Raw genomic sequence first — 21,839 nt, forward strand, 5'->3', positions numbered from 1 at the left:
CGGCGCGCTCGCCCGCTCGCTAAAAACGCTCCGCGTTTTCTTTACGCTCGCGCCTCGACCGAGGTTCGAATCCATGCATGGCTTCCAAAAAAGAAAAGCCCCCGTTGCCGGGAGCTTTAAAGTCAATTGGTGCGGCGTATAGGATTCGAACCTATGACGTTCTGATTCGTAGTCAGACCCTCTATCCAGCTGAGGTAACGCCGCAACGCACGGATTATTATGCACGCGAGGCCCCGACGGGTCAAGCGACAATTTGAAAAAATTTTACGATGTGGTGATTATGCTGCTTGCGCCTCGACCGAGGTTCGAATCCATGCATGGCTTCCAAAAAAGAAAAGCCCCGTTGCCGGGAGCTTTAAAGTCAATTGGTGCGGCGTATAGGATTCCGCGCATCCGCTTCGCGGATCCGCACCGGCTTCGCCCGCCTGCCGGCGCGCTCGCCCGCTCGCTAAAAACGCTCCGCGTTTTCTTTACGCTCGCGCCTCGACCGAGGTTCGAATCCATGCATGGCTTCCAAAAAAGAAAAGCCCCCGTTGCCGGAGGCTTCAAGTTCGATTGGTGCGGCGTATAGGATTCGAACCTATGACGTTCTGATTCGTAGTCAGACCCTCTATCCAGCTGAGGTAACGCCGCAGCGCAAGACATATGAAACCATTTTAGTTAATTGGAGTCAAGCACAATCTTGATTTTTTTCTAGACCATTTTCCTCATGCAGCTCCGCATGTATCACCGTTTCCCATACGATCGATCGGCTTTTCAACCACATCGAACCCAACACCGAGATCCCTCAATAGCGAGCGCACCCGCTGGGCGCAATCATACTCGGCAAACGAGATACTCAGCATGCGTGCCACCTGGTTAGAAGTCCCGACTCCATAGAACCGTTCGAGTGTTGCAAGCCCTTCGTGCGTCACAAAGGTCTCGGCTACATGCGGCGACTCCTCAAAGCACCATTGGGTCAACGGACCCTCGCTCGTTTGCCGCACCACCAAGCCACCCATACCCGATGGCTCACACGTAACTAGCAGGTGCTCCCCACCTTCATCGCTCTCAAACAAAACTACCCGCTCATCAAACAGGTCCATCACATCCCCCTTCTCTCGCTCGTATCTAGTAAAAGCATAGCAGGTAGACGATCGTATACAGAACATTTGTTCGTGTGTTTTCTATTGAGCTGTCCGCGCGACATGGTAAGGCTCCGCGCACAAAAAAGGCGCCCCGGATAGGGGCGCCCCCGCAAATCGCTTATGCAGCAAACCTACGCGACCGGCTCGATCTTCTCGAGGCCGCCCATGTAAGGACGCAGAACCTCGGGGATCGTAATGGTGCCGTCGGCGTTCTGGTAGTTCTCCAGAATGGCGGCCATGGTGCGGCCAGCCGGTAGACCGGAACCGTTAAGGGTGTGCAGGTAGCGCGAGCCCTTGAAGTTCTCGGGATCGCGATACTTGATGTTGGCGCGGCGGGCCTGGAAGTCGCCGCAGTTGGAGCAGGAGCTAATCTCCTTGTAGGCGTTGTAGCTCGGCAGCCAGACCTCGATGTCGTAGGTCTGACGGGCAGAGAAGCCCAGGTCGCCGGTGCACAGGCTAATCACGCGATACGGAAGACCCAGCTGCTGAAGCAGGAACTCGGCCTCGGCGGTCATGCTCTCGAGCTCCTCGTCGGACTCCTCCGGCTTGGCAAACTTGACCATCTCGACCTTGTCGAACTCGTGCTGGCGGATGATGCCGCGGGTGTCGCGACCAGCAGAGCCGGCCTCCTCGCGGAAGCAGGGGGTGAAGGCGGTGTAGCGGCGCGGCAGGGTGTCGGCATCGAGAACCTCGCCGGCGTGCAGGTTGGTAAGCACGACCTCGGCGGTGGGGATCAGGAAGTTATCGCCCGAGACATGATAGGCGTCGTCCTCGAACTTGGGCAGCTGGCCCGTGCCAAACATGGTCTGACGCTTGACGACGATGGGCGGCCACCACTCCTTAAAACCACGGCTGGTGTGCGTATCGAGGAAGAAGTTGATGAGGGCGCGCTCCAGACGGGCGCCGGCGCCACCGAGAACGGTGAAGCGGCTACCGGAGAGCTTGTTGCCGCGCTCGAAGTCGAGGATGTCGAGGTCGGTGCCCAGATCCCAGTGCGGTTTAAAGTCGAAGTCGAACACGCGTGGGGTGCCCCAACGACGGCGCTCGATGTTCTCGTCCTCGTCCTTGCCGTACGGGGTGGCCTCGCAGGGGATGTTGGGCAGGTGAGCCATAAAGTCGTACTGCTCCTGCTCGAGAGCGGTGCGGCGCTCGGCCAGACCGTCGATCTTCTCGTTGACGGCGCGCACGGCCTCCTTGGCGGCCTCGGCCTCGTCCTTCTTGCCCTCCTTCATCAGGGCGCCGATCTTCTTGGACTCGGCATTACGCGTGGCCTGGAGCTCCTCGACCTCGGTGATGACGGCACGACGCTCATCGTCGAGCTCAAAGAACTTCTCGCGATCCCAAGACGTCTGGCGGTTAGCCATGGCGGTATCGATGGCATCGGGGTTCTCGCGTACAAACTTGATATCAAGCATTAGATCCTCCGGCGATATACATTCCATTTAGGTTGCAACCTTGTACATGTATGGGCAAGTATATACTTGTGAGCGTTTACGACCCAACTCAACTACGCAAGAAGGCACCCAATGGACGCAGTTTTTTCCTTTTTGTTTGGCACCCGCACCGGTTTTGCCATCCTTTTCGCCGGCGGCATCCTGCTGTTTGCGATTCTTGCCTTTGTAATGGAGAAGCGCACCCATAAGCTCTACGTCGACCGCGGGCCCAAATCCGAAGAAGATCAAGACAGCTTCTGGGACTAACCTGCCATTTAGGGACAGGTTTATTTTGGTCGGTTTTATCTGGGCAAACGCAAGCGCCCCGCAACCGGTATCAACCCGGTTGCGGGGCGCTTTTCGCTATAGAGATAAAACCGCAGGAAAAACCTGCCAAAATAAACCTGTCCCTAAATGGCAGGTTTACTGAAGGGTGGCGTCGATGGCCTTGACCAGGGCGCTGCGCATGCCGGCGTCCTCGAGCGCGACGACGCCCTTGATGGTTGCGCCGCCGGGCGAGCACACGGCATCCTTCATCGCCGCAGGATGCTGACCAGTTGCAAGCTGCAGTTTCGCCGTACCCAGAACCATCTGGCTCACAATGCGATAGGCGTCGGCGCGCGGAATGCCGTGCTTGACGGCCGCGTCGCCCAGGGCCTCAATCGCCATGGCAACAAATGCCGGGGCACAACCGCCCACGGTACCGCCCACAAACAGCAAGCTCGTATCGAGCTCAACGACAGTGCCAAGCTTTCCGAGCAGGTCGAGCACCACGGCACGCTGCTCGCCGTTGAGCGTAGAGGACTTCTCGCAGGCGATGACGCCCTCGCCCACCGAAACCGGTGTATTGGGGACCGTCGAGATGTGCGCGACACCCGGCAGGACCTGCTCCCACTTGGCACTGTCCCAAGTCCAGGCGACCGAAAGGACGACCTTATCGGCAAGAGTATCCTTGAGCGGAGCGAAGACCTTCTCGATCATGTACGGCTTGACCGCAGCAACCACGATATCGGATACAGCGACAACCTCCGCCGCATCACGACAGGCAAGTATCCCACGCGCCCCACAGCGCTCAACCAGGGCATCGTAACGGCCCGCGCAGGCACACATGTCGCTCGCAGCCACACCGGCGGCAATCCAGCCATCGGCCATAGCGCTCGCCATATTGCCAAAACCGACAAATCCAATCTTCATATCTCATAGTCCTCTCAGACAGGTTCTTCAAATCGAGAGCTATTGTCCCACGGCATTGTTTCGTGTTGCCGACCTATTTGTGATACGGCTCACCACGGCTAATCTTGCAGGCGCGGTAGACCTGCTCCAGCAGCACCACGCGCGCCAAGTTATGCGGCAAGGTAATGCGTCCAAAGCTGAGCATTTCGTCAGCTCGTGAGCGAACATCGTCGCTCACGCCGTCCGATCCGCCAATCACAAAGGCGATGTCGCTGTTGCCTCGCAACATAAGATCATCGAGCCGCGCCGAGAGTTCCTCACTCGAGCGCTCTTTGCCCTCAATGGCCAGCAGGATCACATGCGCTCGGGGCGGCAGGGCTGCAAGAATCGCCGCTCCCTCCTTGTCGCGCGCGGCATCCACGCCGCCCGCCTTGGCCGGGTCGATATCGGCCACCTCGCGCATATCCACCTTGGCATAGGCGCCCAGGCGCTTGGTGTACTCGGCGCAGGCATCCTTCCAAAAACGCTCTTTGAGCTTACCGACGCATACAACGGTGCACTTCACGCGCGCCTACTCCTTCGAATCGTTTTGAACTTTGCCGGCGGTCAGCATCTGCTCGAACATAGAGGCCGACTGCGAAAAGTCGCTCGGCAGCACGACCGTCGATGTTTTACCCGTGCGAGCGAACTCCGTCATCATCTCGGACCATTGCGTAAACATGAACAGCTGGTTGGCCTCATCGTTGCCGACGCCCGTCTCCTGGATAATCTCGAGCGAATCCTTGATACCCAGCGCGATGGCCTTGCGCTGGTTGGCGATGCCTTCGCCAGCCTTTTCCATTGCCTCGGCTTCGGCGGTCGCCTCGGTAACGCGCTTGATGCGGTCGGCCTCAGCGAGCTCCTGCGCAGCAGCGCGCTTACGCTGGGCGGCGTTGATGTCATTCATAGAGTTCTCGACCTCGGTCGGCAGCGCGATCTTGGTGATGAGCGTCGACACGAGGGTAAAGCCGTAGGCGGCCATCTGCTCGGATACGGTGGCGTTGACGTCCTTGGCAATGTCATCCTTCTTGGCAAAGACCTCATCAAGGGTATAGACAGGGATGGAAGAGCGCAGGGCATCGGTAATGAAGTCGCGCATCTGGTCGACGGGCTCCTGCAGCATGTAGTAGCTCTTGTAGATGCCCGAATCTGCCGGGCCGGCTCCCATGTCATAGCTCACGTGGTACTGAGCAGAGACCTCAAGGCCGATAGTCACGTTGTCCTGGGTCTTAACGTCGATCCCAAAACCGTTTTTCATGGTGCGCAGACTCACCGTGGCGGCCTTGCGGTCGATCACGGGCACCTTCATGTGGAAACCCGCGTTGACGATGCGGTTAAACTTGCCCAGGCGCTCGATGATCACAGCATGCTGCTGTTCAACGACATAGCAGGCGTTGGGAAGCAGTAGCAACAAAATGATGATGGGAAGTAGAAGGCTCGTAAGGGCAGCGATAATACCGGATAACAGCATGGTCTCTCCTCCGATGGGCACACGTTGGCACTAGGATACCCGCACAAAGCAGCCATGTGACACCATCAGGAAGCCCATAACAAAAAAGCTCCCATTGCTGGGAGCTCTTTCAATCAATGGTGCGGGCGAAAGGACGTCCGCGTATCCGCTGCGCGGATCCGCACCGGCTTCGCCCGCCTGCCGGCGGACTCGCCAGCTCGCTAAAAACGCTCCGCGTTTTCTTGACGCTCGCTCCTTCGCAGGTTCAAGTCCCTGCGATGGGCCCATAACAAAAAAGCTCCCATTGCTGGGAGCTCTTTCAATCAATGGTGCGGGCGAAAGGACTTGAACCTTCATGGGGTTGCCCCCATACGGACCTGAACCGTACGCGTCTGCCAATTCCGCCACGCCCGCGTGCAGGAATTAGAATAACGGAGCGCCACCGTGAACGCAAGAACTATTTTTGAAAAAGTTTGCGGGCATTGTCCCACGCAGCTTGCGCAATTGCCTCTGCTTTCTCTCCAGTACGATCGACACGGTCGTTAACCAGCGCGTTTGCTGTGATGGAAATCATTGCAGGCTCGCACTCAAGACCGCGAATGGGCTCCGGCGCCATATAGGGACAATCCGTCTCGAACAAAATACGGTCGAGCGGGGTCGCCGCGAATGCCTCGCGCACATCATTGTTGCGCTTAAAGGTGGCCGCGCCGCCATAGGCGATATAGCAGCCCAAACCCACAAAGCGCTCCATCGTGGCGCGATCCTCGCCAAAGCAGTGCAGTACGCAACCGGCCTGGGGCACGCCGACCTCGCGCAACACGTTGTACGCATCCACATGCGAGGAGCGCTCCTCGTCCGTGTCCTCATGACGCAGATGCAGCTCTACCGGCACATTGCGGCGTACGGCAACCTCGAGTTGGCGCGCCATACAGTCGATCTGCACGCTGTGGGGCGCCGGCGCGATGTCGTCGTCGTAATCCATGTGGTAGTCCAGACCTATCTCGCCGATACCGACGCATAAGGGATCATCAAGCGCAGCAACGACCTGTGCATGAATGTCATCGGTATAGTCCGGCGCGCCATAGGGGTGCACACCGGCGAGATACTTTATCTGCGGAATATCCCGCATCGGCAAAATCTCGCACACCAGCCAGTCGCTATAGTCCGTCACGCTGCGTTTGTCGGCAATGGGATCAAAAATCGTCACCAACAGGTCGACGCCTACAGCCTTGGCGCGCACAAGCGTCTCGGGTACTTCCTTGCCCCAAAACGAGAGCAAGTGCGCGTGCGTATCGGCAAGCGGCGCCAAGGGCACGGGGCAAGCAACCGTCTTCTTTTTCTTGGTAAACGTCACGCGCTCGTCATTAGGCATCATGGATTAGCTCCTGAGCCAGACGGACAAAATCGGCAACGCCAAGCGTCTCGGCGCGTGTGGTGGGCGCGATGCCGCAAGCCTCAAAGGCGGCATCGAGCACGTCCTTGGCAAAGCCGTTGGCGCTCATGGAATTGCGAATGGTCTTGCGACGCTGAGCAAACGCAGCGTCAATCACGCGGGCCACAAACTCGCAATCAAGCCCCTCGGGTGCTACGCCGTCAACACGGTCGATGCGCACGACGGCCGAATCCACATGCGGCGCCGGCATAAAGCAGCGCGGCGGCACCTCAAAGCGACCCGTCACCTGCGCATACAGGCCGAGCTTTGCCGTATAGCCGCCGTAGGTCTTGTTGCCCGGCGTTGCGACAATGCGATCGGCAACCTCCTTTTGAACCATGACGACGGCGCGCTTGAGCGCGGGCATCGTCTGGAAGAACTGCAGAATGATCGTCGCTGCCACGTTATAGGGCAAGTTCGCGACAAATACCGTCGGCTCACCGCCCGCGGCCTGCTCAATCTGCTCCGGGCACACCTTGAGCGCGTCGCCCATGATAAAGCGGAAGTTGGCATAGTCGGTGGCATGGGCATCGAGCACCGGCTCGAGCTCGGGATCGGCCTCAATCGACGTGACGCACGCCGCCTCCTGAAGCAGCGCAAGCGTGAGCGTTCCAACGCCCGGACCAACCTCGAGCACGCGCTCATCGCCCGCAAGTTCGGAAAGCTCGCAAATACGCTCGATCACATGGTTGTCGATCAGGAAGTTCTGGCCCAGGCGATGCTTGGTCGCAAGGCCAAACTCCTCCAGCAGCTCCCTTGTTGCCGTGGGGTTTGCCAAAGGCGAAGTTGTCATAGTTGCCTCCTTAGCATGGTGGCGGCGTCTTGAAACAAAAGGGCATGGACCGTTGCGGCCATGCCCTTACACCTAAACAGCAGATTGCCGATATGGCGCGCGGCGTCTTAACCCAGACGCGGGAACAGCGGCTCACCCTTCTCGACGGGCTGACCACCGGCAAGCAGACCCCAAGCGCAAATGCCCTTGAGGTCGTCGCTCGCGGCCTCGTCCTCGCACGACAGGCGGCGCAGGGCCTCGGTAGAAGTCTGGGGCATGAGCGGCATCAGCAGGTGAGCGGCAATGCGGATGGCCTCGAGCAGGTTGTAGATCACAAACGCCAGCTCGTCGGCCTTGGCCTCGTCCTTGGCAAGTGCCCAGGGCTCGGAGTCCTCGATGTAGTGGTTGGCGGCGTGGATGAGCTCCATAACCTCGTCTTTGGCTCCACCGTAATCGAGCACGTCCATCTTGGCCATGTAGCGCTCGGCCAGGCCATCGGCGATCTTTGCCAGCGGGTTATCGAACGCATCGAACGATGCGGGCTTGGCAGGCGCGCAACCATCAAAGTACTTACCGCTCATGTTGAGCGAACGCGAGATGAGGTTGCCCCAGCTGTTAGCGAGATCGGCGTTGTAGACCTGCTCCATGCGATCGAAGCTGATAGCGCCGTCGGTGCCGGGGACCACGTCGGTCATAAAGTAGTAGCGATAACCCTCGACGCCCAGCATGTCGATAACATCCTGCGGGGCAATGGCGTTGCCACGGCTCTTGGACATCTTCTCGGCCTTGCCAGTCTCGGCATTGCGCACGGTCAGGAAGCCGTGGGCAAAGACGTGCTCGGGCAGAGCCTCGCCAATGGCCATGAGCATAGCGGGCCAAATGACGCAGTGGAAGCGAATGATGTCCTTGCCCACAATGTGGAACTGCGCAGGCCAGCGATAGGCCAGCTCGGCACGGGCCTCGTCGGTGTCGACACCGTAGCCGACAGCCGTCATGTAGTTGAGCAGCGCGTCGAACCACACATAGGTCACATGGCCCTCATCGAACGGAACCTGGATGCCCCAGTCAAAGCTCGTACGGCTCACGGAAAGGTCGTTGAGGCCACCCTCGACAAAGCTACGCACCTCGTTCATGCGGAATGAAGGCTCGACGAAATCGGGATGCTCGTCATAGAGCTTGAGTAGCTTGTCCTGGAAGGCGGAAAGCTTGAAGAAGTAGGACTCCTCCTGCACGCGCTCGAGCGGACGATGACAGTCGGGGCACAGGTGCTGGCCGACGCTGCCGTATTCCTCGTCACCCTTCTGGACCTGCGTGTCGGTAAAGTAAGTCTCGTCGGGCACACAGTACCAACCGTCGTAGCTGCCCTTATACAGGTAGCCAGACTCCTTCATGCGCTCCCACAGATACTGCACCGCATGATGCTGGCGCGGCTCGGTGGTGCGGATGAAGTCGTCGTTGGAGATCTCGAGTTTGCTCCAAAGCTCCTTGAAGTGCGGAGCCTGGCTGTCGGTCCACTCCTGCGGCGTCATGCCATGCTTGGCTGCGGCCTCGGCGACCTTCTCGCCGTGCTCGTCCATGCCGGTCAGGAACTTGACGTTATAGCCAGCGGAGCGGCGATAGCGAGCCTGGACGTCGGCGATGATGGTGGAATAAGCCGTGCCCAGATGCGGATCGGCATTGACGTAGTAGATAGGCGTCGTGATAAAGAACGAAGGCTTGCTTTGATCCATGGGGTTTGTCCTCCAGAAAAACGTTGCATACAGGGGATGATTCTAACGCAAGGGCTGGATATCCTCCATCTATTGCATATTGAGCACCATGGCATAGACATCGCGCTTGCGGCGTGAATACTTCTGAGACAGGCGCTTGGCCACCGCAGAGGCGGGCTCCCCCTCCTCGAGCGCGGCGCGGATATCCGCGCGCAGGGCCTCATCGGGATCCGCTGCCGCTGCGCCAACCGGCACGATGCCGGCCTCCTCGTCTTCACTCGGTGGCGCGATGACCAGCGCAATCTCGCCCTTTACTTCGCCACGGGCACGCAGCCCCTCGGCAAGCTGGGCGGCGGGCCCGCGCAAGACCTCCTCGTGCAGCTTGGTGAGTTCGCGGCAGACGGCAACCTCACGCTGGGGAAAGACCTCCGCCACGGCCTCGAGCGTCGCCACGATGCGATGTGGAGACTCGTAGAAGATGAGTGCGCCGGGCACCACGGCAAGGCGCTGCAAACGGCGCACGCGGTCGCCGTGCTTTCGGCCCAAAAAGCCCTCGAAGAAAAAATGCTCGCAGGGAATGCCGGACGAAACGAGCGCTGTGACGCAAGCAGAGGGCCCGGGAATAACTTCGACGGGCACATCGGCCTCACGCGCCGCCTCGACCAGCGCCTGGCCGGGATCGGACACGCTCGGCATGCCGGCATCCGAGGCAAAGGCAAGGGTCTCACCCGCCAGCAGGCGGTCGACCAGACCGGTGGCGCGGCTGGCGATCACATTCTCGTCGCAACGGACAAGCGGCTTGGAAATGCCCAGGTGCATCAGTAGCTTTGAGGTCACGCGCGTGTCCTCGCAGCAGATCGCATCGGCGGCGGCAAACGCCTCGCCAACGCGCGGAGACAGGTCGCCCAGGTTGCCGATGGGTGTTCCGACCACATAGAGTTTGCCCGTATGGGCGCTGTTTTGCGTCATATCAACCTATTCAATCATGCCGCGCTCGAGCGTACCGAGCGCCGCGCGGGCGTCCCATGCTGCGATGCGTTTCTCGGTCTTCCACGTTTGGAAGAACCAACCGGCAGCCGGCGCAAACGAAGCCAGCTGATTGGCGATAAACACGCGCTCGTAGGCATTGCGGCCCTCGGGCGTAACCGACGAGTTGGCAAAGATCGCCGCGCCCGACCATTCGCCCACCAGCACGGGGAACCCAGTTGAAATCGCTTCTTTAAGCTCGCGCTTGTTACGCGAAATCGCCGTCGTCAGCCCGCGGGGGCTCGTGATGTCGAGCGCATGCTCGTCGCGGTAATGGTACAGGTGAAGGTCCATGTAGACGTTCTTGTACTTGGCGCCGCGCATAAAATGCTTCCACTCGCCGGGATGTCCCGACGACGAGAAGACGACGATCTTATCCTCGGGCATATACGAACGGACGAGCTCGTAGGCATCGCGATAGAAGTTGCGCAGGTAGTGCGCCGGAATGCCATCCGTCATGGTAAAGAGACTCTTGCGGACACTCATCTGCGGCGTATCCAGCAGCTCAATGCCCAGCAGGCTTTCGGCTTCGCCGTAGCGATCGGCCAAACGCTCCAGCACGTCGAGCGCAACGTGACGACCGTTGGTGGACGAATGCCACTCGGCAACAGCCTCCGGCGTGGTGGGCGAATCGTTGGAATCGCCCTGGCCACCGGGCACAGTCGCTAGATCGAGCAGCACGCGAATGTCGTACTTGGCAGCCCACTCAATTGCACGGTCAATGTAGTCGATAACCGAAATGTAGGACGCATCGGACTCCTGCGAGCCAAAGGCATACCAGGGCACCGGCAAACGCACGGCATTGAGACCAATCTGCGCCATACGGCGAAAATCATCTTCGCTTACGAATGTCTCATAATGGCGACGCATGCGCTCGTTATAGGCAGCAGTGCCCATGGCTTCTTGCAGTTCCGCCGCATTGGACGCACCTGTCGCCGCGTACAGCGACGGGGTCACCCAAGGCTCGGGAATAAACCAGCCAGAGAGATTAACGCCGAGTATCCTCTCCATCACGGCCCCCTTCGAATCGTGCAGGGCGAACCCGCATCGTATTGCATAGGAAAAGTATCGTTTTGAGTATACCCGCGCACACGGACAGCCGATCGAACGGTCTGCAAAGTGGCGCAAAAGTAGGAGTAATGTCTGGGCGGGCACACCCGAGATGGTACGCCAAGATGTGCACGCGCGCCGAAGGCAGGCGCCGGAAGGCGCATCCCGTTTTTTGCTCAATAATGGAATGCATTTTCCGCCAGCAGGCCCAACCGGAAAGCATGTCCCGTAATTTCACGTCATTCCGGGTCGCATTTTCCCAAGCGCCCCTAAAGCGGAAAGCGCATCCCGCTCAGGATTGAAATTCTGGGATGCGTTTTCCGCGGGTCCACATAAAAGAAAAGGACCCCTTTGCAGAGGTCCTAGTCAATTCAAGGTGGCGGGGAAGGGAATCGCGTCCGCGCGCTGCGCGGACGGACCGCTGCGGCGCTTGCGCGCCTTGCGAGCTACGCTGGCAAACGCTATCGCGTTTCCTCAGCTCCGCGCCCTCGCGGGGTTCGATTCCGTGCGGGGGCTACATAAAAGAAAAGGACCCCTTCGCAGAGGTCCTAGTCAATTCAAGGTGGCGGGGAAGGGAATCGAACCCCTGACACGAGGATTTTCAGTCCTCTGCTCTACCAACTGAGCTACCCAGCCATTTGAGGTGTGCCTTGTTTCAAGGCTTGATTAGTATAACCAAGGACGCGCTCCGGTCAACCGAGAATTTGAAAAAAGTTTTTGGACACCGCCTCGGTTCTGTAAAGCAGCACGTCAGAGACATCAACCGGCCGCAAGAAGTTTTTCGCCCAGGGCCTTCAAGCCTGCACTCGTTGCAAGACATCGGGCGATACAAGGATTGAAGGGCGTTCCAGCACCGCCCAAGCACCGGGACAGGAGCACATGCGCCAGGGGCGGACATTTTCGTAGCGTGCAAGGATATTGCCGCTGCAATCAATAAAGGCAATGTCGATGGGATAAGCCATAAAACAGGTGTGGACCGAAGAGCAGGACGGAAACGCCATGACGAGCGGCAGTCCGTCAGCCGTAATCGGCACGCGGCCCAGCATGCCGCGCAAGCGTGCGCCAAACGATTCTGCCACCATAAACTCTGCCGGCGACCAACCGAGCCTATTGAGCGCACGCGCGTAGGCGATATAAGACAAGACGGCGCTCACATGACCACCCCCGGTCGCCACGGATCGACCGTAACCGCGCGCTCGTGCGACAGCTTCGCCGGCGTCCCCAGAGAAACGCCGGCAATGCTGAGCAATCTAGGCCACGGCTCATAGTACATGACGCAGGCATAGGTCCTAAACGTCCCGGACAGAGAGAGCAAGCCGCCGTCAGACGACGCCGAGCTCTGCTCGCTCGAGACCTCGACCTGCAGATTATAGCCCTGCATAGCCGCCTGAATCTCGGACTGGACACGCACCGAGGCATCGACAGAGCTCTTGTCGCCCTCCCCTTCCGGCGCCACAGCGTGCGCCAGCACGATATCGGGCACCACGCGATCGAAGCGCGCAACGGCGCCGGCAAAGACCATGACGTTGTACACAATGAGCGCAAGCGCCAGCAAAACGGGAGCGACCACTGCCATCTCGACCGTCGCCTGGGCGCGCTCCTCGCGCAGACGCATGCGGATACTCATTACGACCCACCGCCCAGAGCGCCAACCAGCGTGGCGACATCGACGGTAAGCGGGATGGAACCACCGCCGGGCAACGGAATCTCCGCAAGTGTGAACACTGTACCGCTAATGGTGCGTTCGACTTGATATTCCAACGCCTCGCAAAGCGCCTTGGGATCGGTCACGCCCAACGGAATACTTCGCAGTTTGTCTTGCGCTTGAGAGAGACCGGCAATGTCAGACCCCGGACTCTTAATGACGTTAGCGGAATCGGTCAGCACCGGCTTTCGCAGGCGCAAGTCGCACGGTTCCAAACCCAGCGCCGCCACGGACGCCGAAACGGTATCGCCGAGCCACGATGCAATGGAGCCCAACGCGCCGCTGCCCCCTCCTAGGTCTTTAATCATCTCGTCCATAAGTTCGTCGGCCGAACCTTGGATGTCTCCGTATCCCACAAGCAGGCGTCCCCAAACATCCATGACGCCATCGAGTACGCCGGCAACGCCGCCCGAGCGCTCTTCCACTGTCGAGAAAAACTGCGAGAGCACGTTGTTTTGCGCCGTCGCGTTGTCGGGAGCCAAGACCGCGGCAGAGATTGCACCGCGACTGCCAAGCGTAACCGGCTTATTGAATGAAGAGTTGAGCTTACCGGGACTGGTCATATCGCCCGAGACCGCAAAGGCGACCACGCCGTTTCGGCCGGGCGGGGCGATACGCGGCCGCTCGCCCGAAAGCGCCTTGATGGCCTGGTCAAACGCATTACCCGCGCGATCGGCCTCGTCCTCGGTCTGACGCATAAGCTCGAGCTCTTTGTTGCGACATTCGACGTAATCTTCCAGAGCCCTTTTAAACTCGTCAAAGTGATACTCGAAGCCGTTTTCGATAAATGATGGAGGCATGAGGGCGCGACCCAGGTCAACGACGTCAAATTGGCACTCCTCGCACACATCGTGGCCATCGTAATCGACGACGGATGCCAACCCGCCCGGCGACCCATTCTTATAGTTGGGGCATCCGGTCCCATAGTGCAGGTATGTCTTGCCACCAATATCACTCGTAGGCCACATGGCATCGGTGTAGAGCTGGGTTCCCTTCACCTCATCTGGAGTGCGTGGCAGGAATGGAATCTGGGGTAAGATTTTTTCACCATCATCTTTAATATACGAGTGATCGAGTTCTTCGATTGCATAAGCGTAAAACGCTTTGCGCGCGACAGACTCCGCCTCCATCTCTACACCCCCACCAAGCGGCCTTTCATTCGCCAGGCGCCGGCGGTAATAGGCCTTCGCGCGATCGAGCGCCACTTGCGGCTCCCATGTGACACTCGAGGCATAGTGCGGATTCTCAATATCCGAAAGCTTCGCCAAGCTCCTCGCTCGTTCCCACATGCACGAACAGCTTCCGACTGCGCCTCTGTCCGATCCGCCGCAGTCGGCAAGCCAGGCGCGCTCCTTGGCCTTTGACGTTTTCTCGGACGCTTTCTTCAGTTCCTTGGCAGCATAGTCAAGGTCTTTTGAGGTGCTCTCGATGGCATCGGTCGAGATTTCTGACCCCTCGAGCGCAACAAAGTCCGACTCCGATGTCCTGGGCACGGCGAGCGCTGTGCCGGTATAGGTCACGTTATCGGTATCCTGCGCCGAAACAGCCTGCGTAGCTCGCGCGGCAACCAGATATGGCAGAGCCGTTTCGACTTTTTGCAAACCCTCCGACGCACTTTTGGCAAACCTATTGCGCGTTTTAATAATCTCAATCCCGGTATCGACCATATCGCTTGCGGCTATTTTCCCACCCGGCACCAGCATGGCAACCAAGCCGGTGCCGATTGTGGCAAACCCCGCCAGGCCCAAGCTCAAAATGCTCGCATCCACCACCGTGGCCGCTGTATGGTAGGACGATATCACGTTGGCACCCGCCAGAGCACCGCTATCGGCCGCCACCTGGGTATCCCCGGCACGCGACATACTCCATATCGCCGCCGTCGACGAAAACAGCAGCGTAAGCACCACAAGTATGACGACCGCCGAAGAAAGCGTAGTATAGGCACCGTCCTCGATAAACAAGTCGATACCGGAGCGGCCCATGAAGCCGCCCCGCTTGCGGCGGGCATTCGACCGGCAACGGCACACGAGCCCTCGCATCATTCGCAGCAGGCGACGCCTAATCCCACGCGGCAATCCACGAATCATAGTCTTCCTCCAGCCATCCGGGACGCGATCGATACGAAACGTCGACTTTCAACTCAACATTTCCTCCTCCCCCCACATTGCCCATGGCCTGCGCAAACGCGCCGATCACGGGCAGTGGCTTTACATCACCCGCGATAGATACAGACGAAACGCCCCCTGCGTCCGCCCGGCCAAGCTCGATATCCCACGACAGCGGTCCGCCGGCGTGAAAGATCGAGACATCGGGCACCGCGGCGAGACGGCGGAGGGCAAACTCCTTGAGGTCGTCGTCCTCCGCCGTCGTCGTGGTCATGAGCCGCGCCGTCTCGGCGGCGGCAGACTCCATGACCGCACGCGTATAGAGCAGGCACACCGGCTGCAGCGCAAGCAGGATGAGCGTCAAAAACGTCGGCAGCAAAAAGGCAGCCTCGACCGTGGACTGCGCCCAATCCTCGCGCACGATATCAATAGAGCGCGATGTCTTTGGCGCCTGCGGCGGCGTCGATAACCGATGTCGAGGCGACGCCATGGGACGCCGCCCGTGCAGCCAACGCCGCCAAGCGTCCGTCGGTGCCGGCGCGCCAAAGCCCCGCAATCGCCAGCACGATGGAAAGCAGCGCCATGGTGACGATGGCGTACTCAACGGTCGATTGGGCAGACTCCTCGCGCAAAACGTCAAGCATTTCACGATCCCTCCTTTGACCCCGATGCTTGCGGAACCAAGCGCACCGCGCGTAAGCGGCACGAGGCGTCGCCGGCATCCGCGGCAACCGTCACCATATCGACCCAGCCGCGCCCATCGCGCACGATGGCGCCCCATACGTTGCCCTTAATATCGAGATAGCCGCTCAGGGCGAGCTGAGCTGTGGGCACCTCGCGATAGACACGCAACAGGTCCGCGGCAGCCTCGGTCATCGGTCGCTCCTCGGCCCATGTCAGCCGGGCTGCGACTGCGTTGTCCGCAGATGGACCAGCCGCAGCATCCGCCCGTTCGTCGAGGGCGCGCAGAAAAGTTTGTGCCGTGACGGCGGCATCCCTGTCGGCCGTGTCCCGCGCTTTGTCATCGGGAGGCGCCACCGCGCCCGAGCTCCCATCCGCGACGACCCCAGAACGCTGCTGTCGCACGGCATTCAGCCCCCAGAGCGTCGCCGCTATCGCCACAATCAGGCAAGCGAGCACCAGCAGCACGCCAACAGAATGCCCGCCTTCTACAGGCTGTTGATGCCGTCTTTGATCGCGTTCCATAGCTTTTCGACGTTGCCCTTAAATGCAACGATGGCAATGATCGCGATTACCACGAGCACGCCGACCAAGATGGCGTACTCGGTGGTACCCTGCGCGCTTTCCTCCTGTACCAGCGCCTTGGCACGTTGACAAGAACGCATTGCACGGTAAAGCGTCCGGCTCCAAACCCTACCCATAACGTCAGCCATTTTGTTCATGTATTCCTCCCTACATCATCCCGCCTGCTCCCAGCAGCGGGCCCAATATGGATAACAGCAGTGCCGGCAAGATGAGCGTGCCAGTGGGAATCAGCAGCTTGACGGGCGCTCGTTCAATCTCGCGCTCGACCGCGGCACGATGGGCGGCGCGGATCTCGCGACTTTGGGCAGCAAGGGTCTCGGCAAGCGGGGCACCCAGGGCGAGCGCTTGACCCACCGTAATGGCAAAGGTCTCGAGCGCCCGCACGTCCAGGTCCTGCGCGGCCGCCAACAACTCGTCCTCGCGCGCTCCCACGCCCACCTGCCACGCCATGCATGCCCGTTCAAGCCGAACAGTCAGCGCCGATCGACGATTGGCGCAAAAGATCTCGAGCGCCGCATCGAACGAAAGGCCGGCGGAAAGCCCCAGGCGCACCACATCAATCATCTCGGACACCTCACCGAGCGAAACCTGCGCTGAGTTGTCCACGCCAAATGCGCCCCTCACCCACGCAATAGCGGCATCGATCACCGAATGGGCCGCAGCAACGACTAGCACCGCCTCGCCCCTGAAAATCTCCATGGTCTTGCGCACATCCGAGCGCTCCAGGCCCGTCGCGACAAATACGCCGAAGGCGCACAGGCAAGCCGTGGCGGCAACCAGGGCGCTCACAGCTCCACCCGCATAATGCGCCGGATAACCACCAGGGCGACGCCGTTAAGGGCAAGCCCCAGAACCACGGCACCGGCGCCTACCGGCGTTGCGAGACCGTAGCGAAAATCTGCCGAAAGCAGGGCCAGCACCGCGCACATACCCGCCGGCATCGCCGCGACCATATGCGCCGACATGCGCGCCTGCGACGTTTTGACATCCAGGCGGCGCTTGAGCTCGATACGCTCCCCCACCATGCTCGACGCCTCGGACAGCAGATCGGCAAGCGGGGCACCGGTCCGCTGCGACACCTTGAGCGCCAACGTGACAAGCGAAAGCCCGGGGGCGTCGATGCGGACAAGCAGGTCGTCGAGCGCATCGGCAGCCGAAATGCCGCAGTCGATCGCCGCCGCTACCCGCAGAAACTCGGTATGCACCGGCTCTTGCGCGTGAGCGCCCACAAACCGCATGCCCTGGGCCAGCGAATGTCCCGAGGCAAGCGACATGGAAAGTGCCGTAAAGGCCTCGGGCATGGCTTCCTCCACATCGCGCTGCTCGCGTCGGTGGTCAAAGACGTCGCGTGCGGCGCCCGCGGCAAAGGGCGCAACCGCTCCCAAAACAAAGCCGATGGGCGATAGCGACACCACGGCAAGCGCAAGGCAGCAGACGCCACTCGATAGCAACAGGAACGCTAAGCGTGAAGCATCATCCTCAACGACAAGACCGATGCGGCGCACGGGAGCCAACGATGCCCACGAACGGGCGATCTTTTTCAGCAGATCGTTTTCCACCAGCTCACGCGGCAGCTTCTCTGCCGCCGTCTCGAGCGTCTGGCGCACCAGCTCCGCCGGCGGCACCCTCGGCACATGAGGCTCCACTCCGCATACCGTCGCGACCGAAAACCCGGCAAGGCCCCCTACGACGAGGGGCACAACGACCTCCATTCGTCCACCTCCTCCTGTGTAAGCGTTCCCGAGCGCAAGCCCTCTGCGATAAACGGCGGCTCGCGGTTGAGGGTCCAGGTGCGCTCGGCGGCATCGAAGGTCACGTAGCGCTCGAGTTCCACGCCACCCGACGCGCCGCGTCGCACCCCCGAATAGGAGGACACAAAACGCCGGCCGTCCGCATGGCGCTCGGACATCACGATGCCGTCGAGCGCCATAGCGATTTGTTCCTCGATAAGCTCGCTCGGCAGATCGATGCCATAGCGCGCAAGCAGCGTCAAACGCACCACGGTCTCTTGCTCGGTGCCCGCATGAAGCGTGGTGAGCGACCCATCGTGCCCGGTGTTCATGGCCTGCAGCATGTCGCAACATTCCGCACCGCGTACCTCACCCACCACAATACGGTCGGGACGCATACGCAGGGCGTTGGTCACCAGGTCGCGGATTGTCACCGCACCCTCACCCTCAATTGAAGCCTCGCGCGCCTCCAGGCGAACCACATGCGGGTGATGCGCGAACTTGAGCTCGGCGGAATCCTCGATCGTCACGATGCGCTCGCCGGTAGATATCTCGCACGATAGCGCGTTGAGCAGCGTAGTCTTGCCCGACCCCGTACCGCCCGCAACCGCCAAATCTTGGCGCAGCGACACCGCACACGAAAGCAGTTGCGCATACCAAAGCGGCAGCGACCCCAGGCCCACAAGCTCGTCCAACGAACAGATGCGATCCGAGAACTTGCGGATAGTGAGGATCGGCCCATCGATCGCCACGGGCGGAATCACCGCGTTGACGCGATAACCTGTCTTGAGGCGGGCGTTGACGATGGGACTGCGCTCGTCGATACGCCTGCCCAGCGGTGAGATGATGCGGTCGATGAGCACGCGAATCTGCTCGTCATCCTCAAACGCATGCTCGATGGGGTATAAGACCCCGCCGCGCTCAAAGAAAGCCGAGCGGCAACCGTTGACCATAATCTCGGTGACGGTGTCGTCCTCGATGAGCGGCTGCAGCGGGCCCAAGCCCACCACGTCATCCAAGATCTCGTTGATGATGGTCTCACGCTCGGGCGTCGCCAGGTCGGTCGGTTCTTCCACGTTGAGTGCCGCCTCCACCGCAGGACGCAATTCCGAGCGGGCAAGAACCGGATCGATGTAGGCACTGATGCGTGCCACCTCGTCGTAGCCCACGCGGTCCATCACGGCCCGCTTGGTGCGGCGCTTGACCGCACGGTGCCGTCCCACATCGACAGGTGCCGTCGCCGCTGCCGCACCGGCTGCTTTAATTCTCGTTTGCAGGCTCATCGGCAATCACCCTCACGCGACCAGGGAAGGCGGATGCGCGGGCGTTCGGTGCGTGTTGCACGGTCGGCGACCATATCGCTCCAAGGGCCGACGGCGCACCCCAGTTCCACGAGCATCTCACGCGTGGCCTCGCGCACGCTGGTCGCGAAAGCGCTGGTCTGCCCCACTGCCTCGTCAGCGCGCCCAAACGCCATGAGCGCGGCGAGATCCTGCCCGCCATCGGCGATACGAATCTTGGAGCTCAACGCACAGGCAATCTCAAAGCGCATGGCGACATCCTCGTCCGCCCCACGCGCGCCAAATCGGTTGAATACGGCGCTCATGCGCGTGCGCGGCACGCCCACACGGCTCGCCAGCTCAATGACGCGCGCTGCAGACGTCGCGGAAGAAACTGCCGCATCACCCACGACAAGGCAACGGTCGCACGCTGCCACCGCAGCCGCCACGGCATCGCCCCAAAAGACCGAGGTATCGATAAGGACCACGTCGGACTCACGACGCAAGATGTCGAGCAGCAGCTCTACCGGACGCGCCATGAGCTCGGCGCGCTCGGGCGCTGCGACAGGCCCCCAAAGCGTAACGCCTGGGGCAACGCGCATCGATGCAGCGACCACGTCTTGCTCCGCAGGTGCGCCCGCGACCGACGGCTCGATAAGTGTCGCCATGTCATGCGGGGCATCGGCGCCCAGCAAGTCGTAGAGATTTCCAAACATTAGGTCCAAATCGAGTACGGCAGCTCGCAGACCCAGCAACGAAGCGGCATGCGCCATCGTGGCGACAATCGTCGATTTGCCACATCCGCCCGATCCCGAGACGGCGCAGATGACCGGAGCTCGATGCGACGTCGACGCAGTGTCTGCCAGCGGTGCAGGGGCTGACGACGTGGGCGGCAACGTCCCCGTCTCGCCAGCCGCACCCAAGTGCTGCGTCCACGCCGGCACGGCAGGCTGCTCAAACTGTAGGGGCGGAACTGGGGATTCCGCTGTCACGTCGACGTGCGGGCCATCACCCGCGACAAGGCCCTCGACCTCATCGAGTCCATCGGCCAGGCTCACGCCGTGCACGTATCCCATATCTACGGCCAGGAGGTCTTCGCCATACGGCACCGACGCTCCGACGTCACCACATGCAAGGGGGCCCGGGGGGCGCCGAACATGCTCGGCTTCCGCTTTCCCATAGTCATCAACACGCGGGCCTCTTGTAGCGCGAGGCGCCCCGGGTTCCCTATCAACAAAAACATCGGGCTCAGGCGACACGCCCCAATCGGAATCAACCGCTCCCTCGCCCACATGTCCGCTGCCGCATATGCTGTGCGCAGCGATGACCTCGGTCGCCCCCGCGCGAAACAGCCCCTCTATATCCGACGGATCGAGCGCCTCTATCAACACGACGACGCGGCTCACGCGTCCTTCGGCAGTCAGGCGCGCAACGGTCTCTCGCACATCTTTAGTATCAAACAGGGATGCCGCGATAATGGCAGCGCCACGGCGCGAAGGAAACGCCCGAGCCATAGACACCAACCCGTCTAGGTCGCCCACGCGAAGCACCTGCGCGCCCGCATCGCGGCCCTCGACTTCCTGCTGCAGCAGTCCGTAATCGCCACACGCGCAGCACGCAAGCCAGATCGCTTTCATCACTCGTCGCCTCCGCTCTTTTTGCCGCGTGCCGTGGCGGGAATCGTCAAGCTGACCGTTCCCTTGCCCGAGGCTCCCAGCAATTCCTTGACGTCTTTGGGGTCGGCCGCCAGCGTCACCCACTCGACCTTGCCTTCGCGCGTGGCACCGGCCTCGTCGCTGGTATCGATCACATACGCGCCGCACAGCCGATCGGTCACGCCGTCTTTTTGCACGTACACATCCACGTAGCTGCCCACGCCTGCGGCTCCGCCCACCGAATGCTCGGCATCGACCGCCACCGAAACGGCAACCTTGCCCTTGGGCACCTCGAGCGTATGGCTCTCGGCTTTGGTGTAGGCATCGCAGACCACGGCATTTTTGGGAATACGCGAGGTCGTCACGTCGCCACGCACCTGGCGCAGGTCGGTCGCCGCATCGCGCGGCAGCAGGCTCGCGAGCCACTCTTGGGTTACGACATTGGTCTCGTCGAGGGTCTCACCCACATCGATATCACGTGCGGCAACGCAAACTTCGACGCGATCGCCGCCGTATTTGGCCAAGGTTTCGGCCTGGGCCTGCTCAGCCCGCGAACGAACCGATGATCCGTAAACCATGCAGAGTGCCGCGGCGAGCACGCCCGCTGCCAGGCTGATGGCGATGCGCTTGCTCTTGTTCACGGCAGCTCCTCTCAAGACAGCACTGGGCGGATGGGATGCCCGTACCACTATTGTCCGAGCGGCCAAGCAACAAAACAGCGCGATCACCATCTTGGTTTTAAGTGTCAAACCAATTACCAGCCAAGAGCTGACCAACCCGTCAAGCCCGCGGCAAGGTTTTGGTCAGCGCGTCGGCAAAACGCTTATTTAAGGGCGCATCGCCAGTAAAAAAGCCGCCTCCCGCACAGTTGGAAGACGGCTGTCATA

At 60.7% G+C, this 21,839-nt stretch carries 24 protein-coding genes and 4 tRNA genes; 2 read left to right on the plus strand and 26 right to left on the minus strand.

Annotation, left to right across the window (positions count from 1 at the left end; genetic code table 11):
• Positions 1-127 precede the first annotated feature (127 nt).
• From ACTNBY_RS08310 to serS, 4 genes are all read right to left on the minus strand, one after another.
• Positions 128-204, minus strand: a tRNA-Arg gene (locus ACTNBY_RS08310).
• A 352-nt stretch (positions 205-556) separates the two neighbouring features.
• Positions 557-633, minus strand: a tRNA-Arg gene (locus ACTNBY_RS08315).
• Positions 634-707: 74 nt separating this feature from the next.
• The gene (locus ACTNBY_RS08320; RefSeq protein ID WP_441064119.1) at positions 708-1,085 is read right to left on the minus strand and encodes a hypothetical protein; all 378 of its coding nucleotides are present in this window, start codon (positions 1,083-1,085) and stop codon (positions 708-710) included.
• Positions 1,086-1,258: 173 nt separating this feature from the next.
• Positions 1,259-2,542 (minus strand): serine--tRNA ligase, encoded by a 1,284-nt coding sequence (gene serS, locus ACTNBY_RS08325; RefSeq protein ID WP_427729163.1) that lies wholly within the window; start codon positions 2,540-2,542, stop codon positions 1,259-1,261.
• A 111-nt stretch (positions 2,543-2,653) separates the two neighbouring features.
• Here serS and ACTNBY_RS08330 point away from each other — a divergent pair, with 111 nt between their 5' ends.
• Entirely contained in the window at positions 2,654-2,827 is a 174-nt protein-coding gene (locus ACTNBY_RS08330; protein WP_195838594.1) for a DUF6724 family protein, read from the plus strand.
• Between the two features lie 156 nt (positions 2,828-2,983).
• On the opposite strand, the gene proC is transcribed toward ACTNBY_RS08330, so the two are convergent.
• From proC to cpaB, 22 genes are all read right to left on the minus strand, one after another.
• The gene (gene proC, locus ACTNBY_RS08335; RefSeq protein ID WP_441064120.1) at positions 2,984-3,754 is read right to left on the minus strand and encodes a pyrroline-5-carboxylate reductase; all 771 of its coding nucleotides are present in this window, start codon (positions 3,752-3,754) and stop codon (positions 2,984-2,986) included.
• Positions 3,755-3,827: 73 nt separating this feature from the next.
• Positions 3,828-4,298, minus strand: coding sequence for a 23S rRNA (pseudouridine(1915)-N(3))-methyltransferase RlmH (gene rlmH, locus ACTNBY_RS08340; protein ID WP_370450649.1), 471 nt, complete (start codon positions 4,296-4,298; stop codon positions 3,828-3,830).
• 6 nt (positions 4,299-4,304) lie between these two features.
• On the minus strand, positions 4,305-5,243 hold the full coding sequence (locus tag ACTNBY_RS08345) for an SPFH domain-containing protein (RefSeq protein ID WP_117848150.1): 939 nt from the start codon (positions 5,241-5,243) through the stop codon (positions 4,305-4,307).
• Positions 5,244-5,549: 306 nt separating this feature from the next.
• A tRNA-Leu gene (locus ACTNBY_RS08350) sits at positions 5,550-5,636 on the minus strand.
• 43 nt (positions 5,637-5,679) lie between these two features.
• Positions 5,680-6,597 carry a TatD family hydrolase gene (locus ACTNBY_RS08355; RefSeq protein ID WP_441064122.1) on the minus strand — a complete coding sequence of 306 codons (918 nt, stop codon included), beginning with the start codon at positions 6,595-6,597 and terminating at the stop codon, positions 5,680-5,682.
• Positions 6,587-7,447 carry a 16S rRNA (adenine(1518)-N(6)/adenine(1519)-N(6))-dimethyltransferase RsmA gene (rsmA, locus tag ACTNBY_RS08360; RefSeq protein ID WP_441064124.1) on the minus strand — a complete coding sequence of 287 codons (861 nt, stop codon included), beginning with the start codon at positions 7,445-7,447 and terminating at the stop codon, positions 6,587-6,589. The genes ACTNBY_RS08355 and rsmA overlap by 11 nt, the downstream gene beginning before the upstream one ends.
• Before the next feature lie 107 nt (positions 7,448-7,554).
• Positions 7,555-9,156, minus strand: coding sequence for a methionine--tRNA ligase (gene metG, locus ACTNBY_RS08365; protein WP_441064126.1), 1,602 nt, complete (start codon positions 9,154-9,156; stop codon positions 7,555-7,557).
• Positions 9,157-9,225: 69 nt separating this feature from the next.
• The gene (rsmI, locus tag ACTNBY_RS08370) at positions 9,226-10,104 is read right to left on the minus strand and encodes a 16S rRNA (cytidine(1402)-2'-O)-methyltransferase (RefSeq protein ID WP_441064127.1); all 879 of its coding nucleotides are present in this window, start codon (positions 10,102-10,104) and stop codon (positions 9,226-9,228) included.
• A gap of 6 nt (positions 10,105-10,110) precedes the next feature.
• Complete coding sequence (locus ACTNBY_RS08375) at positions 10,111-11,172, minus strand: glycoside hydrolase family 5 protein (protein ID WP_427728410.1); 1,062 nt, start codon at positions 11,170-11,172, stop codon at positions 10,111-10,113.
• A gap of 602 nt (positions 11,173-11,774) precedes the next feature.
• Positions 11,775-11,847: transfer RNA gene (locus ACTNBY_RS08380), tRNA-Phe, on the minus strand.
• Between the two features lie 158 nt (positions 11,848-12,005).
• Entirely contained in the window at positions 12,006-12,365 is a 360-nt protein-coding gene (locus tag ACTNBY_RS08385; RefSeq protein ID WP_427748305.1) for a DUF192 domain-containing protein, read from the minus strand.
• Entirely contained in the window at positions 12,362-12,838 is a 477-nt protein-coding gene (locus ACTNBY_RS08390) for a hypothetical protein (RefSeq protein ID WP_154517658.1), read from the minus strand. Before ACTNBY_RS08390 ends, ACTNBY_RS08385 begins: the two co-directional genes overlap by 4 nt.
• Positions 12,838-15,003 (minus strand): hypothetical protein, encoded by a 2,166-nt coding sequence (locus ACTNBY_RS08395; protein WP_441064129.1) that lies wholly within the window; start codon positions 15,001-15,003, stop codon positions 12,838-12,840. Before ACTNBY_RS08395 ends, ACTNBY_RS08390 begins: the two co-directional genes overlap by 1 nt.
• Positions 14,975-15,442 (minus strand): TadE/TadG family type IV pilus assembly protein, encoded by a 468-nt coding sequence (locus ACTNBY_RS08400; protein ID WP_441064130.1) that lies wholly within the window; start codon positions 15,440-15,442, stop codon positions 14,975-14,977. Before ACTNBY_RS08400 ends, ACTNBY_RS08395 begins: the two co-directional genes overlap by 29 nt.
• A gap of 4 nt (positions 15,443-15,446) precedes the next feature.
• Positions 15,447-15,665, minus strand: coding sequence for a hypothetical protein (locus ACTNBY_RS08405; protein WP_154517649.1), 219 nt, complete (start codon positions 15,663-15,665; stop codon positions 15,447-15,449).
• A 1-nt stretch (position 15,666) separates the two neighbouring features.
• A complete protein-coding gene (locus ACTNBY_RS08410; RefSeq protein WP_154517646.1) occupies positions 15,667-15,897 on the minus strand; it encodes a hypothetical protein in 231 nt (76 codons plus the stop codon).
• A gap of 293 nt (positions 15,898-16,190) precedes the next feature.
• Complete coding sequence (locus ACTNBY_RS08415; protein WP_427719148.1) at positions 16,191-16,424, minus strand: hypothetical protein; 234 nt, start codon at positions 16,422-16,424, stop codon at positions 16,191-16,193.
• Between the two features lie 10 nt (positions 16,425-16,434).
• The gene (locus ACTNBY_RS08420) at positions 16,435-17,076 is read right to left on the minus strand and encodes a type II secretion system F family protein (RefSeq protein ID WP_441064132.1); all 642 of its coding nucleotides are present in this window, start codon (positions 17,074-17,076) and stop codon (positions 16,435-16,437) included.
• The gene (locus ACTNBY_RS08425) at positions 17,073-17,999 is read right to left on the minus strand and encodes a type II secretion system F family protein (protein ID WP_441064134.1); all 927 of its coding nucleotides are present in this window, start codon (positions 17,997-17,999) and stop codon (positions 17,073-17,075) included. Before ACTNBY_RS08425 ends, ACTNBY_RS08420 begins: the two co-directional genes overlap by 4 nt.
• On the minus strand, positions 17,972-19,300 hold the full coding sequence (locus ACTNBY_RS08430) for a CpaF family protein (protein ID WP_441064135.1): 1,329 nt from the start codon (positions 19,298-19,300) through the stop codon (positions 17,972-17,974). Before ACTNBY_RS08430 ends, ACTNBY_RS08425 begins: the two co-directional genes overlap by 28 nt.
• Positions 19,297-20,934 (minus strand): AAA family ATPase, encoded by a 1,638-nt coding sequence (locus ACTNBY_RS08435; RefSeq protein ID WP_441064136.1) that lies wholly within the window; start codon positions 20,932-20,934, stop codon positions 19,297-19,299. The genes ACTNBY_RS08430 and ACTNBY_RS08435 overlap by 4 nt, the downstream gene beginning before the upstream one ends.
• The gene (gene cpaB, locus ACTNBY_RS08440; RefSeq protein ID WP_441064137.1) at positions 20,934-21,593 is read right to left on the minus strand and encodes a Flp pilus assembly protein CpaB; all 660 of its coding nucleotides are present in this window, start codon (positions 21,591-21,593) and stop codon (positions 20,934-20,936) included. Before cpaB ends, ACTNBY_RS08435 begins: the two co-directional genes overlap by 1 nt.
• Between cpaB and ACTNBY_RS08445 the strand changes: the two genes are divergently transcribed.
• The gene (locus tag ACTNBY_RS08445) at positions 21,580-21,783 is read left to right on the plus strand and encodes a hypothetical protein (RefSeq protein ID WP_195838599.1); all 204 of its coding nucleotides are present in this window, start codon (positions 21,580-21,582) and stop codon (positions 21,781-21,783) included. The two genes, cpaB and ACTNBY_RS08445, sit on opposite strands and share 14 nt — an antisense overlap.
• Positions 21,784-21,839: the final 56 nt, after the last annotated feature.

The sequence above is a fragment of the Collinsella sp. HCP28S3_E12 genome (genome assembly GCF_052065595.1).
Taxonomy (GTDB): Bacteria; Actinomycetota; Coriobacteriia; order Coriobacteriales; family Coriobacteriaceae; genus Collinsella.

Excerpts from the sequence above, each read along its gene's own strand:
- ACTNBY_RS08355 (WP_441064122.1), bottom strand. The coding sequence starts at position 6,597 with ATGATGCCTAATGACGAGCGCGTGACGTTTACCAAGAAAAAGAAGACG.
- rsmA (WP_441064124.1), bottom strand. The coding sequence starts at position 7,447 with ATGACAACTTCGCCTTTGGCAAACCCCACGGCAACAAGGGAGCTGCTG.
- proC (WP_441064120.1), bottom strand. The coding sequence starts at position 3,754 with ATGAAGATTGGATTTGTCGGTTTTGGCAATATGGCGAGCGCTATGGCC.
- ACTNBY_RS08390 (WP_154517658.1), bottom strand. The coding sequence starts at position 12,838 with ATGAGTATCCGCATGCGTCTGCGCGAGGAGCGCGCCCAGGCGACGGTC.
- serS (WP_427729163.1), bottom strand. The coding sequence starts at position 2,542 with ATGCTTGATATCAAGTTTGTACGCGAGAACCCCGATGCCATCGATACC.
- ACTNBY_RS08320 (WP_441064119.1), bottom strand. The coding sequence starts at position 1,085 with ATGGACCTGTTTGATGAGCGGGTAGTTTTGTTTGAGAGCGATGAAGGT.
- ACTNBY_RS08405 (WP_154517649.1), bottom strand. The coding sequence starts at position 15,665 with ATGCTTGACGTTTTGCGCGAGGAGTCTGCCCAATCGACCGTTGAGTAC.
- ACTNBY_RS08410 (WP_154517646.1), bottom strand. The coding sequence starts at position 15,897 with ATGACCGAGGCTGCCGCGGACCTGTTGCGTGTCTATCGCGAGGTGCCC.
- metG (WP_441064126.1), bottom strand. The coding sequence starts at position 9,156 with ATGGATCAAAGCAAGCCTTCGTTCTTTATCACGACGCCTATCTACTAC.
- rsmI (WP_441064127.1), bottom strand. The coding sequence starts at position 10,104 with ATGACGCAAAACAGCGCCCATACGGGCAAACTCTATGTGGTCGGAACA.
- ACTNBY_RS08435 (WP_441064136.1), bottom strand. The coding sequence starts at position 20,934 with ATGAAAGCGATCTGGCTTGCGTGCTGCGCGTGTGGCGATTACGGACTG.
- ACTNBY_RS08375 (WP_427728410.1), bottom strand. The coding sequence starts at position 11,172 with ATGGAGAGGATACTCGGCGTTAATCTCTCTGGCTGGTTTATTCCCGAG.
- ACTNBY_RS08395 (WP_441064129.1), bottom strand. The coding sequence starts at position 15,003 with ATGATTCGTGGATTGCCGCGTGGGATTAGGCGTCGCCTGCTGCGAATG.
- ACTNBY_RS08425 (WP_441064134.1), bottom strand. The coding sequence starts at position 17,999 with ATGGAGGTCGTTGTGCCCCTCGTCGTAGGGGGCCTTGCCGGGTTTTCG.
- ACTNBY_RS08430 (WP_441064135.1), bottom strand. The coding sequence starts at position 19,300 with ATGAGCCTGCAAACGAGAATTAAAGCAGCCGGTGCGGCAGCGGCGACG.
- ACTNBY_RS08415 (WP_427719148.1), bottom strand. The coding sequence starts at position 16,424 with ATGAACAAAATGGCTGACGTTATGGGTAGGGTTTGGAGCCGGACGCTT.
- ACTNBY_RS08330 (WP_195838594.1), top strand. The coding sequence starts at position 2,654 with ATGGACGCAGTTTTTTCCTTTTTGTTTGGCACCCGCACCGGTTTTGCC.
- ACTNBY_RS08345 (WP_117848150.1), bottom strand. The coding sequence starts at position 5,243 with ATGCTGTTATCCGGTATTATCGCTGCCCTTACGAGCCTTCTACTTCCC.